Origin of the sequence: Terrimonas ginsenosidimutans, assembly GCF_022012415.1 — a bacterium.
Lineage (GTDB): Bacteria > Bacteroidota > Bacteroidia > Chitinophagales > Chitinophagaceae > Terrimonas_A > Terrimonas_A ginsenosidimutans.
Genome location: NZ_JAKLTR010000007.1, coordinates 321608 through 339001, shown reverse-complemented (window position 1 = coordinate 339001; position 17394 = coordinate 321608). Strand labels below are relative to the sequence as shown.

Below are 17394 nucleotides of genomic sequence, written 5' to 3'. Positions count from 1 at the left end.
AGCGAAAACAGCCATAGCAGACTTTGTATTCGCCGCGCGCGTCGCGTATCGCCGCGTCCGCCGCGTTCCCCTACGCCATCAAGCTATCAAGAAATTATTCGGTCGAACAACAACGGTAAACAAAATTTATTTGTCAATTAAACTATTAACGCTAAACACTTTCTGATCAAACGGGAAAAAATCACGCCGGCCGGCGAAAGTATAGCACATAAATAACATCTAAACTTCATAACCATCCTGCATGTATCGCCATATTGTTTTTCTTGTTCTTGGAATGATCTTTCTCACGACTGCCTTTTCGCAGAGGACTGTTTCTATCAAAGGGGTCGTTACTGATTCCACCGGTTCACCCATCTTCGGTGCGTCCGTTAAATTGCTGGCGGGAAAAGACAGCGCAGGTGCTGTTACAGACAGAGACGGGAGTTTTACCCTCCGCAGATCAGGTATCTCCTCTCCTTCTGTCAAGCTTGAAATAACAAACATCGGCTTTACTCCTTTTTCTAAGACATATGCGGTTGTAAGCGGAACGATCAATGCTGGTTCTATTCAATTGGCGCCTGAGCCTTCCATGCTCGGAGAAGTGATCGTCAAATCGGTGAACCCCATCACGGTCAAAGAAGATACGATCGAGTACAAGGCAAGCGCTTACCAGGTACGGGAGGGAGCACCGGTGGAAGATGTCATCAAAAAACTGCCGGGCGTTACTGTCGGCGCAGATGGCCAGATCCAGGCACAGGGAAAACCAGTGGCCCGTGTGCGGGTCAATGGCAAAGACTTCTTTGGAGGAGACGTTCAGACGGCCACAAAAAACCTTCCGGCTGATATTATTGACAATATTCAGATCATTGATGATTATGGCGACCAGGCAAATCTTACCGGTATCAAATCCGGTGAGCCGGAAAAGATCATTAATATCAATATCCGGAAGGATAAGAACAAAGGCACTTTCGGTAGTGCAACAGTTGCCGCAGGTACGGATGACCGCTATGCAGGATCGCTTGTTGCGAATGTCTTCAACGGCGAACGGCAGATCTCCTTTATCGGCTCCATCAACAACACCAATGCAAATACGTTCAATTTTAATGGCGGTGGGCGCGGCGGCGGTGCCCGTGGCGCGAACTTCGGTGGTTCCGAACGCGGTGGCGGCGGCGGTAACGGGATCAGCCTGACAAGATCTGCCGGCCTGAATTTCCGCGATACCTGGGGAAAAAAGATCTCCGTCTACGGAAGCTACAGTTTCTCTTCCCGCAGCTCTGATAATATCAGTACATCCCAAACGCAGGATTTCAACCCGATGAATATCCGCTTTACGGAACGGAACAGCAATTCCCATTCTTCCAATTATAACCACCGGGTTACTTTCAATATGGAATACAAGATCGATTCAATGAACTATCTGAAGATCTCTCCATTTGTATCCACTTCTTCCTCTTCTTCCGAAAGCGTCAGCAACTCTTCCATCAGTCAAAAAGGTTATTATACGCTGAATGACAGCCGGTCGGAAAACAGCGCCACAGCGCCAAATGCAGGAACTGATCTGACATTCAATCACAAGTTTCCCAAAAAAGGGCGCAACCTGAACATCAGCGGAAACTTCAACTACTCTTACAGGGATGCACTGCAAAATATCCGCAACAATTACACGAATGCCGACTCCACCTTTTTCCCGGTGATCGTCGCGGATACGATCCAGCAACAGCGTATTGATATCACCAACCGCAATACACGTACCACTGCACGTGTATCATATACTGAGCCGCTTGGCAGCCAGACCGGCAATAACCGTACTGTACTTGAATTGAACTATGAATGGAACCGCTCCGCAACAGAGAACCAGCGCGGCGTAAATGATGTGGATCCATTGACAGGCGAACAAAACCTTAACCCCGTCCAAAGCAACCATTTCGATTATCAGTTTGTCACCAACAGGATCGGACTAAGCCTGAAGGGAAACTCTACAAAATATAATTATGTGATCGGGGTGATCTCTCAACCAACCACCCTGAGCGGACAGTCAGTTGGCAAGGACATCAATACCAATTTCCGGAATATGAACTGGATCCCATCGGCCCGGTTCGTATATAATTTCGCACGGAGTCATTCATTAACGCTTACCTATGGCGGGCAAAGCCGCGAACCGGATTTTATGCAGCTGCAGCCCGTTGTGGACAGTTCCAACCTGAACAATATCGTGGTAGGAAATCCAAATCTTCGTGCGGAACTGACCAGGAGACTGAGCTTGCAGTATAACAAGTTTGATAACAAATCAGGACGTTCCTTATTTTCCAATGTATCATTCGACCAAACAGATAATAAGATCGTGAACAGCCGTGTGAACAATCCATCTGGTACGGGCCGCACCGTTTCGTACCTGAATACAAATGGTTTTTATCACGTGAATGGAAATGGCTCCTATACGCAACCCTTCTTCAACAGGAAGTTTACTGCAACGGTCAATTTCAATGCCAGCTATAGCAATAATATTTCCTATACAGATAACCAGCGTAACCGCGGAAGCAACCTCAATCTTCGACCCGGTACAACGCTGCGTGTTGATATCAATGATGTGATGGATGCAGGCGTGACAGCAGATTATACGATCTACCGAACCACCACTAAATATTCAACCTATACGAATACAACAAAAGCGCGGACATTAAACCTCGGCGTTAATGGAAAGAACTATTTCTTCAAGGATCTGACACTGGGATATGATCTCTCCAAGGTGATCAACTATAACTTCAGCAGTAATGTGAATGCGAATCCGCTTATCCTGAATGTATATGCAGAATACCGTTTCCTGAAGAATAAGCTGGCAACAGTTCGCGTACAGGGATTTGACCTGTTCAATGAGAATACAGGCATTTCAAGAACGATTGATGAAACGATGATCATTGATAGCAGGAGTAACAGGTTGGCGAGATACTTCCTGATTTCATTCAATTACAGGTTGCAGAAGTTTGGTGGAGGCAGAGGGAATGGAGGCAATAAGGCTACGCCTGCAACGCAGGGTCGGCAGTCGAGGCAAGGTGGTGGTGGCAACCGGAGCAGGATGTAAGCAATCGGCGCAGGGCCACTTACTAATCAACAGTATAATATCTTTGTATAGCAAAAGCCGGAAGGTACAGGCTATTGCTTAAGCGTTGGATATTGATCTTTAAGAGCAGTATCGTAAATGTATAATTTTATGGAGGTTTGCAGTTGAACCAATAAAGAAAGAGGCTGTCTTAGTGAAGACAGCCTCTTTCTTTTAGTCGTTTAATCCGAGATACGCTTTTACGGCAGTATAATCGGACCAGTTTACCGGAGATGCCGATCTTGCACTTGTGCTTCCGGGCACGATCATATACCTGTATTGGAAATATTTCCTCCCATTATTGTCAAATTCGGTACCAGCGTCTACATTGGAATAGAAAGTGATCTTTTGCGTGGAAGCCGCAAACTCGATGTAAACACCGCTTGGGGAATTGTAAGGCAACGGATAAATGACAGGATCAGTAGCGTTATTAAAATTGGCGTACACTTTTATATCCGCGGTACTCAGCAATGCCAGGGTGAGTTTAGGCACGTCAAGGTTTGAATAATAGCCTATCGTATCAATGGTGCCATTTACGCGGTGAATGGTATCGGGCTTAAATGCCAGATCAAGCCATGCAGAATAGATTACGTTACCGGAGCCAGCAGGACCAGCAGGACCTGCAGGACCAGCCGGGCCGGCGGGGCCAGCTGCACCAGCAGGACCATCAGCGCCATCTTTACTGCAGGATACCATGGATACAGCAAAAAAAAGTCCTGTTATCAGGACCAACGAAGAAACAAGATTACGTCTTTTCATACTTGAATTGGTGTTAACGGCATGAAGAATTGAAGATCTCATGCCTGATTTGATTTAGGTTCGCCAAGTTACACATTATTATCAATGTTTAATCATTAACTCTACTCTGATCAGCCGGGGGAAGGTTTAAAAGTTTAAGAGTTTAACGGTTTAAGTGTTTAATAGATGAGATACTGAGGTTTTACCCTTAAAACTATAAGGCCTTCAAACTTCCAAAGTCCTTTCTCTATCTTGTCGAAGGATCAGATGGATTTGCTGTATCACCATTCAAAACTCAATTTATGTAATGCACGCACTGCACGTCCGCCCTGAACGGCTGGTTGCCATACAGGCATTTTCTGAAGAATGCCAAGCGAAAGCTTTGAAAGTTCGTCGGAAGAACTTTTTGTTACGGAAGGCGCTGATATTGATCCGTCCTTTTCAACAACGAAGCTGATTGTAACGACGCCTTTGTCTTTAACGGGTGAATTTTTCTTTGCGTTGTTTATTTCTTCGTTAATATACGTTGCGGCATCTTTTTGTCCAGATCTGAACCATGGATCAGTTTGAACTTTTGCAAAGGTGGCATTTTCCGCTACCGAATCGGATGCGCTGGAATTAGAGGTATCCGTGTCCGGTGAAGAATTGCGCGTGCTGACGGTGCCGGCAATCTGTTCTTTAAAATTATGTGCATGTACAAGCTCCTTATATATGGAATCTGTTATCTCTTTCCTGCCGGATGTAAAATATTTTGTTGCGAGTTTAGTTCCATTAAACTCTATGACAGAAATACCAAGCGAGGTATTGAAATCATGGATCGTATATGAATGATATTTTGCAGGGAGCATCTCCTTTCCTTCCGCACCCGCTTCTTTCAGACCATACAATCCTTTTTTATACTGAACAACAAGATCGTACGTAAATGGAATGATTCTGTCTGGCAGGTAGCTTTGGGCTAAAGAAGAAAGATTCAGGGTTACGATTGCCAGGCTCGCGATTAAAAGATGCTTTATGTTCATTGATGAAGTTTGATCAGGTAACAAATAAACGGCTTTCGTTCGCTTAAACAATCGTAGTTGTACGATCCGGTTGATGCAAATATTAAAATAAGCGAAAACGAATTATTTCGTCTTATTGGCGCTTAAAAATGGGGGTTGAGATACTGTAGCATTTCTACAATATTTTTTAAAGATTCAAAACCCTTGTTCATCTCCAACAGGTCTTTTAAATATATGTCCATTGCTGTTACTTCAATCCACTTGTCCTTTTTTGGATTTGATATGACCAGGGTTTGCGTGACATGGTCAATGTGATGCTTGCATGTGCCGAAATAAAAGCCTTCGGGTTCATTTGTCTCAAAGAAATTTACAAGTGACTGGTCAGACAAGTTTATTCTCCGGCTGAGGACACTGAAATCCTTTCTGGTGAACTTTACATTACCGCTACTCACAGAGTCGACGATTAAATGAAGCATTTCAATGCCTCTGACTTGTCCGTATGAGGTTACTAATAAAATATGACTGTTTATCGAATCATTCTTAACAGCATCATACTGGAAGGCCTCCACACTACCTTCCCGAAAAAAATGAGATTTGGTATAAGTATTCATTATGGTGCAGTCATCGACATCCCGCCTGGATTCCGGCAAAGATTGAGGCTGCGCCGTTGCCCATCCACTCACAGCAACACCCATTAATAAAGCAAAAGCATGTACTATCGATGCTGATTTCATTTGTTGGTTATCAGGATTTGAGGCATAATACACGAACGTCCTGGACCGGACAACGGACAACGGTCAACGGTCACTCATCTCAGGTCCGCACTATGATCATTCGGGAAATTCTCTCCGCTCCAGATCTGCTGCGCACTCCATTTCATCGCCGGATCCGCCCAGAATGGATCAGTTTCCGGTAAACCAAGCGGCAGGAATATCGCCGTGCAGAGATACATACTTCCCTGGTTATTGTAAGAGTCTGCAATATCCGGTTGCTCGCCATACAGGCCGATCGACAACCAGCCATTTTTATAAGTAGTCGGGCTCTCGAGCGTTTTCCGGATCACTGCCGTTAACGCGCCACGTACCTGTGCTGGTTTCAATTGTGCCGGCAACGCTTTTCTCCAGGCCATATCTGCCAGGTGATGAAAAGCTGCACCACGATAAATGATCGAACGTCCGATCGCCGGGAAAGTTCCGTCCGTATTGATCGATCTTTCCTGTATCACTGCGTAGCGTTCATTTCTTTTTTTGATCTTATCTGCCATCGCATTATAGGCATTGGTCTTCTTTCCGATCACATTTACAATGGTTGCGAGAAAAGGATGTATCACATAGCTGTTGTAATAGTCATTGGCATACACTACGCCATCAGAATAAAGACCGTCTCCCACATACCATTGTTCCAGCTGCCGCAAGGCATAATCCACCCGCATCACATCCCAATCATTGCCATATTGCGCAATAAAGACTTCATTCATTGCGGAGAACAGCAACCAGTTGGAAAATACCGGCCTGAACTGGCGTGTTGACCTGATAGATTTCATCAACAGCGCCTTTTCATTCGCACCGAGATGTTCCCAAAGCCAGGGCGCCCGAACAAAAGCGTAAGCGATAAAGGACGCATCTACTAGTTGCTGACCGCTGATATCAAATCGCATGAAGTCTTTAGATGTACTATCCAGCGCATGTTTCATCCCTTGAAGTGTCCATGCACGGTATTGATCACGTAATGCGATTTCAGCTGTACTGCCGCCTTCTGATTGCAGCCATGGGGCGATGCCGCTTAGTACACGTCCAAGGACTTCTACATACATCACTTTCGTTCTGCTTTCGGGATTGTCTGAACGGTTGGATACAACTTTCGGCATGAGGATGCGCAGGCTGTCATGTGCGAGTGCTGATAAAACAGGACGGCACATTTTATCCATTTCTGTAAGCCAGAACTGACGGTCTGTTTGGACCGGTATAGGTTGTGATCTTTTCTTTTGAGCAGATGCAGAAAATGTGATGAGCGAGATAAATACGGCAGCTAAAGTGTTCCTTAACATTGATAGCGGTTTATAGAGGCAGGAAGATAGGAAAAGATTTTTACACGTTGGTTTTAAAGTATCGCAGAGGACGCAAAGGAAACGCAGAGGGCGCAAAGATATCCTTTGCGCCCTCTGCGTTTCCTTTGCGTCCTTTGCGATACTTCTACGCCAGCCTCATCCAAAGATATTCTCTTCCACCAACTGGCAAATGATATGCCCCGCCAGTATATGACTCTCCTGTATCCTCGGTGTATCAGCAGAAGGAATATTGATCAGCAGATCACTCACTGCTTTCAGCTGTCCACCCGTCAATCCTGTAAACCCAATCGTATGCATTCCCTTCTCCTTCGCTTTCTCAAACGCGCGGACGATATTGGTTGAATTCCCTGATGTCGAAAGCCCCAGCAACACATCCCCCGCCTGGCCGATCCCATCGATCAGCCTTGCATAGATCAGGTCGAAACTATAGTCATTTCCCACCGCTGTGAGATACGAGGTATTGCAATGCAATGCTTCTGCCGGCAGCGCTTTCCTGTCTGTATAAAAACGCCCCGAGAACTCCGCCGCAAGATGTTGCGCATCTGCTGCACTGCCGCCATTGCCACAGAAGTAAACGCGATTGCCCTTCTTGAATGCGTCTGTGATCAGATCGACAGATTGCTGAATAACCCGAAGCAGGTTCTCATCTGCCAGCACCTGCTGCTTTACATCAATCGAAGCTTGAATAAGGTCTGTTATTTTACTCATTGTAATGGAGTATTGAATCAGGATACAGGTTTATTTAAATCGTCCAGGTCTTCAGACCGTGCTTTACAAATTGATAGTGGCGATGCTTCCCACCAAAACGTTCTAATTGTTTGATCACATTATATTTCGTATTCGCGGGGCAGTAGAAGATCATGAATCCGCCACCACCGGCTCCGGAGATTTTCCCTCCTGTGGCACCTGCCGCTTTTGCCGTAGTGTAAATATCTTCCATCAGCGGGTTGCTGATCCCTTCCGCCATTTGCTTTTTCTGCTGAAAACCGAAATCAAGGATCTCTCCTATCTGTGCGAGTTTTCCTTTCAGCAAAGCTTCCTTCATTTGCTGTGCCTGCTCTTTTAACTGGTGCATGGCATCAATAGAGCTCCCTTTTTTATCGACAACGTTCTTGCTTTGCTTTTTGATGATCTCAGCGGATTCGCGGCTTGTGGACGTGTAATAAAGCAACAGGTTATTTTCCAGCTCGAATAAATATTCCTGGCGGATGCGAAGCGGGTTCACGATCACTTTATCATCACCATAGAACTCCATAAAGTTCACCCCGCCGAATGTTGCTGCATACTGATCCTGCTTTCCTCCCGCCAGCTTCAGATCATTCCGCTCGATATCGTAAGCGTAATGCGCCATATCATATTCTCCAAGTGGAAGTTTCAGCATCTCAGTGAAGGCGCCAATAATGGCCACCACTAAGGTGGATGATGTGCCGAGCCCAGATCCTGCGGGCGCATCGACGAAGGTTGACAGGCGGAACCCTTTCTCCGGAATGCCGTAGTCTTTCTGAATGCGGTTGTAAACACCTTTCAGGAGATCGAGCTTTCCATTGATCGGTAATGATGTTGCCCAGTCGTATTCTTCCTGCTCATCACGATCCATTGCGTGGAGAATGATCTTGTTTTCGGGCAATAATTCTATCGTTGCGTTTGCGTATAATGACAGCGTAGCGTTGAGAATAGCTCCTCCGTGCAGATCGCTGTAGGGGCTGACATCTGTGCCGCCACCGGCTAGTCCTATGCGTAATGGAGCTTTACTTCTGAATATCATTTTTGCAGGATGATTTTTCTTTTGACTGTTTTAAATCAGATCTGCGTAGGAGTAACGCAAAGAGCGCCAAGATGCGCGGAGTGCGCAACGAAATACAATACCTTCTAAAGTTTCTTTGCGCACTCCGCGCATCTTGGCGCTCTTTGCGTTACTCCTACGCCATTCATTTTTGAGACAGCTTCAATACCACATCAGTCAACCTTGCCCAGCTGTACTTCTGTTTCTCTTCACGAAGGTGAGGAATAAAGTAATCCTCGCCTAATTCATAAAACCGCAGTATCCCTTCAGCGATCGACTGTGCATCCGGCTCCACCACCAGTCCAGACACCTCATTCGGCACCAGTCTTGGCAACCCTCCCACATTCGTTACCACCATCGGTTTCTCAAAATGATACGCCAATGGGGTTACTCCGCTTTGGGTTGCATTCTTATAAGGCTGTATCACCGCATCGCCAGCGCAGAGATAGGTCTGCACTTCGCTATCCGGGATAAATATCGTTTTTAAGACCAACTGATCTTCTATGCCCAATTTGCTGATCTGTTCTTTATAAGGAGCATCATCCTCATAAAATTCTCCTGCCACCAGTAACTTAATGCCGGAAGCTTTGATGGACGGCTCCGCCATTGCTTCAAACAACAGGTCAAGCCCCTTGTATTTCCGGATGAATCCAAAGAAAAGAATGATCTTCCCCTCAACCGGCAGACCGAGTTTCTTCCGCGCCGTTTCTTTTGAAATGATCGGACCGAAATTATCATACAACGGATGCTCCACCAGTTGCGCTGGCTTTGTCTTTTCAAACACACGGAGGTCGGCCATCACCTTTTCACTCATCGTTACAAAAGCATCGACACTCTTCACGAAGTAACTGGTGAACTGCTTATCACCCGGGCGTTTTTCATGCGGGATGACATTATCGGCGATACAAACGATGCGTGTATGTTTATTTTTTCTTACCCGGCGCAGGATAGTACCCAGAGCAGGTCCCATGAAGGGTAACCAGTAACGTACCACGATCACATCCGGCTTCAGCTTCTTCAACCTGTTCCCGACACGCAGCCAGTTCAGCGGATTGATGGAATTGATCGCAGAATGGATCTCCAGTCCTTCCGGTGCTGGTTCATCGCTGTACTGCGTTGTTCCGGGAAAAAGAAACCCGGGATACTGTAAGGAAAAAGAGTAAATAGAGCAGCTATGCCCCTGGTCATTGAACTCCTTTGCCAGCCGCTGGTTGAATGTAGCCAACCCGCCGCGCAAGGGATGTGCGGGACCTATGATCACGATCTTTGCCATTATAAACCGGCTTTGGTTTCTATAAGATAGGAGTTGCGGCCTGCTGAATTTCTGGAGATCAGTTCACCCAAAAATCCCGCAAGGAAAAGCTGCACACCGATCAGCATTGCGGCAATCGCAAAATAGAAACCGGGTTTATTGGTCAGGGGATACTCATAATTAATGAGCTTGGAGATGAACAGGTAAAGAGATACACCGGTTCCCAGTAAGAAAGACATCGTTCCCCAGAATCCAAAAAAGTGCATCGGCCGTTTGCCGAATTTACCCATGAAGAAGATCGTCAGCAGATCCAAAAATCCATTGATAAAACGATCCCATCCGAATTTGCTTACGCCGTATTTGCGTGGACGATGTTCTACCACTTTCTCTCCGATCTTCCGGAACCCTGCCCATTTCGCCAGTACAGGTACATAGCGGTGCATCTCTCCATACACTTCAATGCTCTTCACTACTTTTCGTGAATAGGATTTGAGGCCGCAATTGAAGTCATGCAGTATAATTCCGCTCATTTGTCTTGCTGCGGCGTTGAACAATTTGCTGGGAAGGTTCTTGGTGAACTTATTATCGTAGCGCTTCTTCTTCCATCCGCTAACGAGATCGAATTTATCTTCGATGATCATGCGGCGGAGTTCAGGGATCTCATCCGGACTGTCCTGCAGGTCTGCATCCATGGTAATGATCACATCACCCTGTGCAGCGCGGAAGCCTTCATTTAATCCTGCAGATTTCCCATAGTTGCGCTGGAATTTGATCCCTTTGATGTGATGGTTCTTTGCACGCAGTTCTTCGATCACACTCCATGAATTATCCGTGCTTCCGTCGTCGACATAGATCACCTCGTAAGAGTATTGATGCTCCTGCATAACCCTTTCGATCCAGGCCGTCAGTTCCGGCAGGGACTCATCTTCATTCAATAAAGGGATGACAACGGATATATCCATGCTATTGTTTCTTTCTGATTAATAAAATACCGGCTCCTGCAAGGGTTACGGCGGATCCCAGCAACAGGTATTGAAAAACGGATGTCGACACCATGGAGGTGATATAACCATTCCTCGCTGTTTCGATCATCGTGTCTATCTCCGCAGGCGTACGGCTCGTCTCCGTCTTCACCAACTCTTTTCTGTACTCTGCAAGATGTTCTTCTTTCAGCTTTGGGTTCATTTTAATAAAAATGCTCAGGTAAGTGATCATCACCAGCGCGATGATCACGAAACATTTAAAGCCCTGCTGGAAAATATCTCCAAACTTGCCGGTATACTCCGGCGATTTTGAATAATCGATCAGCGTCCAGGCGATACCACCGGCAAACAGGAACAGGCTAAGGTACTGCAAACCTGTATTCATCGAAGCGTTCGTGTAATGCAAGAGCGATGCCACAATCACCATTACTCCACCGGTGATCGCTCCTTTTACAAGCGGACTGATTTTCTTCATGATTCTATTTATTAAGAACTGCCTTCCCCTTATGAACAATGCCAAGCACTTTACCTGTCAGTTCTTTATTAATGAACGGCGAATTTTTTGATTTTGATTGAATATCTTTTTCCGTCACTGTCCATTTTGCTTTCGGATCAAACAAAGACAGGGATGCTTTTTCTCCCTCGCGGATGGATACCGCAGGCAATCCAAAGATGCGGCGTGGATTGATCGACAGTAATTCCACCCACCGTGATACCGGCACAGAAGGCATCGCAGTAGTCAAAACAGCAAAAGCCGTTTCCAGGCTGATCATACCATTCTTTGCGTATTCGAACTCCAGCACCTTGCTGTCGTATTCATGCGGGAGGTGATGTGAGGCGATGCAATCCACCGTTCCGTCTTCCACTGCTTTGCGCAATGCATCGCGGTCAGCCGGCGTACGCAGCACAGGATTCACTTTCAGATTTGTATCATACGTGCTGAGATCTTCATCGGTGAAGAAAAGATGCGCAGGCGTCACAGAGCAGGTAATATCGGTCTGTTCTTTCTTGCCTTTGCGGATCTGATCAACCGAAGCAGCAGCACTTACCCCTGTCACATGCAAACGTGAACCGGCATAGGCCGTCAGTTTGATATCACGGGAAAGGATCAATTCTTCCGCCAAAGCTGGTTTGCCCGGCAGACCGAGCCTGGTGGACATAATACCTTCATGCATCAGGCCATGCGAATTGATGCTTTTATCATCGGGCACCTGGATCAGGATCCCGTTGAATGCTTTGATGTACTGGAGGGCTTTCACGAGCAGTCCGGCTGATTGTACCGGGTTTGTCCCATCACTGAAAGCCACGGCGCCGCTGTTCTTCATATCATACATTTCGGCCAGTTCCTTGCCTTCCGTGTTCCGGGTGATCGCCCCGATCGGGTGCACCGTCACCGGCAGGGTATGGCTTTTCTGCACGAGGTACTCTACGTTGGCTTTGTTATGGACGCAGGGATTGGTATTGGGGATCACGAGCACATCGGTGAACCCGCCGGCGGCAGCCGCTGCTGAGCCCGATTCGAGGGTTTCCTTGAACTCGTATCCAGGGTCGCCGAAGTTGGCAAAGGTATCTGCCCAACCTGGCGACACGTGAAGGCCTGGGAGGTCGATCACCTGGTCAGCCTGCTCGCTCGACTGGGTGCCGATCGCCTTGATCACGCCGTCTGCAATAAAGATGTCTGCTGTTTGTCCGTCGAAGTTTGAAGCCGGGTCAGTTATCCGGGCTTGCTTAATGAGGATTTTCATTAAGGTGCGAAGATAAAGGTTGTTTTTGGTACGGAAAAATGCTAAAAAGCCTTACTTTTGCTCCCCGCCGGATTGCTGAGCTTTTGAGAGCGAAGTGGTTAGGCGTCATTCCCCTTCTGAGCAGTTTCGGCTGTTTGGAGTCTTTTTCGGGACGTAGCGCAGCCCGGTAGCGCACTTGCATGGGGTGCAAGGGGTCGCTAGTTCGAATCTAGTCGTCCCGACTTGGAAGAAGACTCTTGAGATGATCAAGGGTCTTTTTCATTTTAAAATATACTGAGGGACGTAGTCCCCCGCGGCGGACACTTGCATGGAGTGCAAGAAATTGCTAGTTCGAATCTAGTCTTCCCGACAAGATAGCATGTCAAATGTTATCAGATTCAATCAAACCTCGTAAATGTTAGACGTTTGCGAGGTTTTTCTTTTAAATCTCCTATCGTTTATATCAAATAATAGCAAAAGATTCTTGAGTCATTCCATGAGTCTTTGTGGCGCAGACTTTGTACTCAAGAAAATGCTTGTAAGAATCTCGTTATCAGCCTGATGTGTTATATATTTTGAAACGTTCTGAGTAGATGCGAAATGGATTCGAACGTGCATCTACCGGTTTCAGTGAAGAGTGATTCAACCATTTCGTGAACAGTTAAAACGTAAAAAGTTATGCTAACAGCAACATTCAGTGTGGAGTGCCACATTAAAAAATGCCAAGCGGACAAGAAATTTGGATTCATCTATGTGATCATTACTATCGATAGAGAACTTGCGGAAGTTTCTACGAAGAACAAAGTGTTGGTGAAAGATTGGAATTACAGTCAAAAGAGAGTGAATGGCCGAGGTATCGAAGCCAAATCCATTAACGAAAACTTGGACCTCATCAAATCGCAGATCAAGCAAAAATACCGCGACCTTCAACATGAGCCAAACGTGATCACAGCAGCTTCCGTTAAATCATCTTACCTGGGTGTGCAGAGAAAGTTAAAAGGGAAAAAGATGGAAGATCTCCTCTCCGATTATAAAAAGTATCGGGAACCGAAGTTGAAGTATGGTCATTTCAAGAATATCAATACCACTGTAAGGTATGTGGAGCGTTTTATCGATGAAAAATTCGCAGGCATGTACCTATCTCAACTGGATACAGAAATGATGACAAAGTTTGAGATGTTCGTGAGAGATAATCCCATAAAACCGAATAGCCCTTGTAAAGGAAACGGACTAGGAAAGCATTTGGAACGATTCAAGCGCATCATTTGAATGGGCCACTGAAATGAGGTGGCTTCAAACAAGCCCGGTTGCGAAGTATAGCTGCGGAGTGAAAAGGAAAAAACCTGAAAAGCTGAAAATCCATTTTGTCATTGCGATGATAGGCAGCCATTCATCGATCTTACCCTACAATTGGTGAAAGACCTTTTTTTGTACTCATGTTATACCGGCCTCGCCTACATAGACGCTATGAAATTAACAAAAGACGACTTCGAGGAATCGGATGATGGTAGAATCGCTTGCACTATTTACCGCACGAAAACTGACGGAATGTGCGCTGTGCCTTTATTTTAAAACGCGCAGAAATAATTTTGAAGAAATACTGGAATATTTCGCAGCCTGATGGATCGAATAGGATATTCCCTATCTAACAAATCAACAGGTGAACCGGGCGCTGAAAATTATTCAGGAAATTTGTGGCGTAACACTGAAGCTTACATTTCATGTAGCCAGACATACGTTTGCTACTGCCATTGCAATTAAAAATGGGATACCGATCGAAACTGTTCAAATGATGCTGGGACATAAGAAAATCACTACTACGCTTATTTCTACTGAGATCGATCAGGAGAAAGTGGAAGAAGACACAATCGAGCTGGATGATCAGTTAGAAAAGAGGATAGCGAGGCAAGCGGGAAGATCGGGAAAATTGAGTCGGTTTAAAGATCACGGCCTGAGTGTGGACGGTTTGATGCAGACCAGTGCCTAAGAGGCTGAATGAGTGATTTGAAGTCCAAGAACAAAAAAAGGCGCTGCGCAAGGAGCGCCTTTTTATCGGCTTCAAATCACAGATCTACGCGATCAGAAGTTCCATCACATTTTTACAAGCATTAAAAACCGTCTTCTAACACTCGTTTGATATCCTCAGGATGGTAGTAAACAGTACCTCCGATCTTCTTGGTTCTAATCTTGCGAGCAATCCGCAAAGCCACTAGCTTGTTAGTAGAGCAGCCAAATAGAGTTCGAACTTCTTTTGTTTTTAGCCCTTTTGAGATGTTGGTTTTTGATGGTGGGATAACAGCTCTAAGTATCACTCCCAGCTCTTCTTTTAGCTCGCGCTTGAATTGATCAAAGTCTGCCTTTGTTATTGTCTCACTTTCCATACTCACAATTTTTAAATGAATATAACAAAGTTTCGAGGGGATCACCTATCCAAAATTTGAAGTTGTGGATGAGGGAACGGAGGTTTGATGTAATGGATTTGAGATAAAATGAATATCTACAATAGAAAGAAAATGAAAAAGGAAATCGGTTCTGAAAGAATTAGTAGTTCGGTTCCTGAGGGGAATATCCCCTAACTCCTACTCTATTCAATTTCTCTCATTTATATTGGCATCGAGCGCGACTCAATGGATTACAATATCTATTCGAGAATCTTACAAAGGAACTGTCAACATATGTAAGAAAAATGACCCATCCATTAAACTTTGTAAGCATGCTTTCGTGAGTTAACAGAATTGCAAGCAGGTAATGACTTGACCAAACGCTACAGTAAATTCATGGCTTTACATCTTGAAAAACCACTAGAAACATTATTAACAAGCAGAGTAATATTTTCAAAAAGGGCATGAGTACTTGCTATGAAAATGGCGGTCCCGCAGGGAAACGCCACAATTCTCTCCCATCTGTCGGACAACTGAGACCGATTATTGTTATCGATCGCATACCAAATGATTAACGGCGCTCCTTTCCCGTTAATCTATCAAGATAGCCGTTGAAATGGAGAGAGAAGAACTATGGACGATCCTGATTCTCGCAGAAAGCTATCCTGACCATTTGTTGCTGCGACGGGATCGATATGGAGGCTATGATTTTATCTACCGGTTTTACGACAGGCCGCCATCAACGCCGATCTTGCCGGTATCAAGGAACGCTTCACCAAACTGGTTGGTAACAAGGATAGGCTCAACTACAACCAGCCCCGTGATCAACAAGACCCTGGCCGATATCATTGCCTATCAGGATGCAAAGATTCAGCTCAGTTTGTTTTAGGGCTTCGGCCCTGAGCACAGTGGGCTTGATAAGGGATCAGACACAGTTACACGCTTCAGTAATCCGCTGCGGTAATTATCAAAGTTTACCTCGCCCATATTTTATACGCTATGCGTATCCTCAAAGGTGCTTATGCGCCAGTGCCAAGTATTTGAGGCCGGTGGCATCGAAAATGTTTTCCGGATTGCTACGCATACCCTTTACACCCTCCGCTATAGATTTGCCAACAGCAATCACACCCCCAAGGTCAAGTGATGCAGTTGCGGCCAGCAGATCTGTTCCTATTGACAGGGTAGTTCCAGCAATCTTTCCGAACTTATCCTCTGTCATGCGGGCGGTAAGTTGTTCCCGTAGGAGGTTGAGATGTCCTATCCTGTTCTCCAAAAGGTGTTCATTATCGTAGCGCTCGTCCAGTGCAATGTCTTCTACCATAAACCTGAACGCTTCCAGCTCAGATTGGTATTTCATCTTAAATTCCAATAGCTTGCTCAGTTCAATAAATTGCGGCCCGGGCATGATGCCCTGCAGAAGATTGTCTCTCCGTCTCAATACTTCTGGCGCTTGCACTCCTACCTGGTTCACAAACCGCACGCCCAAGTGCCTGCCGTCGTCGGTAACCGGGCTAAGGTTATGCCGTTGCGAAATACGGTTGGTAAGCAGGAGCATCATTAACCTGGCCAACGTAGGTTCAACATCATAAAATCTGGATCTGTAACGATAGGCAAGTGCTTCCTTTTCCAATTGATAGAACAGCTCATGCATAAATTTCTGCGTGCTGATACGTGCCGGAACATGGGCAGGATGGTGTCTCAATTGTTGGAACGCGTCCCGTTTACGGGGAAGGTCGTACTCTGGTAAATGGATATAGTTGACAAGTGTTCTGGCTACATCCATCGCAATATCGCCCATCTGGTTCATGGGATCAAGTGGAACCACCAGGTTATGATTGATCAGCTCTCGCATAAAGGGCTCGTATTCCTCATCGCCCCAGTGGTACTCCTGTGGTACGATGGAGCTGATGCTGTCATAGTATAAAATGGCACGATAGGTCCATCCCGTGTCGGGAACATTGATGTATGGAAAATAGAGCAGGTGGGAGTTCATGGTAGAACGGTTGTTGTTGTGAATAAGGTTTTGATTGCCTATCGAATGTAATCTTTCGTTGCTGCATTGGCAACTAACATCAAATAGTTCTTTCAAAAGATTCAGCGTTTTTTTGGATTAATAAATCCCAGCTATCGAAAGCCGATGAATACGACCAATGTTGTGCAAAGCCTGCATTTTCCCATTTCCATGGGGAACAACGAGAGCTTTGTGATCATCTTCCGCATTTATCATCAGGCATCGGTATACTACGCCAAAAGGTTTGTTGGCGACGAAGAAGCGGACGATCTTGATTGATCAGCACGTGGTAGGAACTTTGCGAGTCTACCTTGGGCACCAAGGATGCCTTACCTTGGTGCGGTAAACGAGTTCGATTTCGGCTACGCTATGTTCGGAGA

Annotated in this window: 17 protein-coding genes and 2 tRNA genes; 7 read left to right on the top strand and 12 right to left on the bottom strand. The window is 45.8% G+C overall.

Annotated elements, in window-relative coordinates:
* Positions 1-241: 241 nt before the first annotated feature.
* The gene (locus tag LZZ85_RS13345; protein WP_237872482.1) at positions 242-3058 is read left to right on the top strand and encodes an outer membrane beta-barrel protein; all 2817 of its coding nucleotides are present in this window, start codon (positions 242-244) and stop codon (positions 3056-3058) included.
* Positions 3059-3250: 192 nt separating this feature from the next.
* Here the strand turns inward: LZZ85_RS13345 and LZZ85_RS13340 are convergent, their stop codons facing one another.
* The 10 genes from LZZ85_RS13340 to LZZ85_RS13295 form a co-directional block, all read right to left on the bottom strand.
* Positions 3251-3877, bottom strand: a complete 627-nt coding sequence (locus LZZ85_RS13340) for a hypothetical protein (RefSeq protein ID WP_237872480.1) — start codon at positions 3875-3877, stop codon at positions 3251-3253.
* A gap of 218 nt (positions 3878-4095) precedes the next feature.
* Complete coding sequence (locus tag LZZ85_RS13335; RefSeq protein ID WP_237872478.1) at positions 4096-4833, bottom strand: energy transducer TonB; 738 nt, start codon at positions 4831-4833, stop codon at positions 4096-4098.
* Positions 4834-4955: 122 nt separating this feature from the next.
* A complete protein-coding gene (locus tag LZZ85_RS13330; RefSeq protein WP_237872476.1) occupies positions 4956-5546 on the bottom strand; it encodes a hypothetical protein in 591 nt (196 codons plus the stop codon).
* Between the two features lie 74 nt (positions 5547-5620).
* The gene (locus LZZ85_RS13325) at positions 5621-6859 is read right to left on the bottom strand and encodes a DUF2264 domain-containing protein (protein ID WP_237872474.1); all 1239 of its coding nucleotides are present in this window, start codon (positions 6857-6859) and stop codon (positions 5621-5623) included.
* Positions 6860-7015: 156 nt separating this feature from the next.
* A complete protein-coding gene (locus LZZ85_RS13320) occupies positions 7016-7588 on the bottom strand; it encodes a D-sedoheptulose-7-phosphate isomerase (protein WP_237872472.1) in 573 nt (190 codons plus the stop codon).
* Positions 7589-7622: 34 nt separating this feature from the next.
* Positions 7623-8645 carry a GHMP family kinase ATP-binding protein gene (locus LZZ85_RS13315; RefSeq protein WP_237872470.1) on the bottom strand — a complete coding sequence of 341 codons (1023 nt, stop codon included), beginning with the start codon at positions 8643-8645 and terminating at the stop codon, positions 7623-7625.
* 163 nt (positions 8646-8808) lie between these two features.
* Positions 8809-9936 (bottom strand): glycosyltransferase, encoded by a 1128-nt coding sequence (locus tag LZZ85_RS13310; protein WP_237872468.1) that lies wholly within the window; start codon positions 9934-9936, stop codon positions 8809-8811.
* Positions 9936-10877 carry a glycosyltransferase family 2 protein gene (locus LZZ85_RS13305; RefSeq protein WP_237872466.1) on the bottom strand — a complete coding sequence of 314 codons (942 nt, stop codon included), beginning with the start codon at positions 10875-10877 and terminating at the stop codon, positions 9936-9938. Before LZZ85_RS13305 ends, LZZ85_RS13310 begins: the two co-directional genes overlap by 1 nt.
* 1 nt (position 10878) lies before the next feature.
* Complete coding sequence (locus tag LZZ85_RS13300; protein ID WP_237872464.1) at positions 10879-11373, bottom strand: DUF4199 family protein; 495 nt, start codon at positions 11371-11373, stop codon at positions 10879-10881.
* A 4-nt stretch (positions 11374-11377) separates the two neighbouring features.
* On the bottom strand, positions 11378-12643 hold the full coding sequence (locus tag LZZ85_RS13295; protein WP_237872462.1) for a dihydroorotase: 1266 nt from the start codon (positions 12641-12643) through the stop codon (positions 11378-11380).
* 147 nt (positions 12644-12790) lie between these two features.
* Between LZZ85_RS13295 and LZZ85_RS13290 the strand changes: the two genes are divergently transcribed.
* The 4 genes from LZZ85_RS13290 (at position 12791) to LZZ85_RS13275 (ending at position 14609) form a co-directional block, all read left to right on the top strand.
* A tRNA-Pro gene (locus tag LZZ85_RS13290) sits at positions 12791-12864 on the top strand.
* Between the two features lie 55 nt (positions 12865-12919).
* A tRNA-Ser gene (locus LZZ85_RS13285) sits at positions 12920-12992 on the top strand.
* A 308-nt stretch (positions 12993-13300) separates the two neighbouring features.
* Positions 13301-13891, top strand: coding sequence for a phage integrase SAM-like domain-containing protein (locus LZZ85_RS13280; protein ID WP_237872460.1), 591 nt, complete (start codon positions 13301-13303; stop codon positions 13889-13891).
* Between the two features lie 367 nt (positions 13892-14258).
* On the top strand, positions 14259-14609 hold the full coding sequence (locus LZZ85_RS13275) for a tyrosine-type recombinase/integrase (protein ID WP_349291743.1): 351 nt from the start codon (positions 14259-14261) through the stop codon (positions 14607-14609).
* Between the two features lie 121 nt (positions 14610-14730).
* Here the strand turns inward: LZZ85_RS13275 and LZZ85_RS13270 are convergent, their stop codons facing one another.
* Complete coding sequence (locus LZZ85_RS13270; protein WP_237872456.1) at positions 14731-15003, bottom strand: helix-turn-helix domain-containing protein; 273 nt, start codon at positions 15001-15003, stop codon at positions 14731-14733.
* Positions 15004-15619: 616 nt separating this feature from the next.
* Here LZZ85_RS13270 and LZZ85_RS13265 point away from each other — a divergent pair.
* Positions 15620-15892 carry a hypothetical protein gene (locus LZZ85_RS13265; RefSeq protein ID WP_237872454.1) on the top strand — a complete coding sequence of 91 codons (273 nt, stop codon included), beginning with the start codon at positions 15620-15622 and terminating at the stop codon, positions 15890-15892.
* Positions 15893-16012: 120 nt separating this feature from the next.
* Here LZZ85_RS13265 and LZZ85_RS13260 read toward each other — a convergent pair whose 3' ends face one another.
* Positions 16013-16996 (bottom strand): hypothetical protein, encoded by a 984-nt coding sequence (locus tag LZZ85_RS13260; RefSeq protein ID WP_237872452.1) that lies wholly within the window; start codon positions 16994-16996, stop codon positions 16013-16015.
* 144 nt (positions 16997-17140) lie between these two features.
* Between LZZ85_RS13260 and LZZ85_RS13255 the strand changes: the two genes are divergently transcribed.
* The gene (locus LZZ85_RS13255; protein WP_237872450.1) at positions 17141-17293 is read left to right on the top strand and encodes a hypothetical protein; all 153 of its coding nucleotides are present in this window, start codon (positions 17141-17143) and stop codon (positions 17291-17293) included.
* Positions 17294-17394 lie beyond the last annotated feature (101 nt).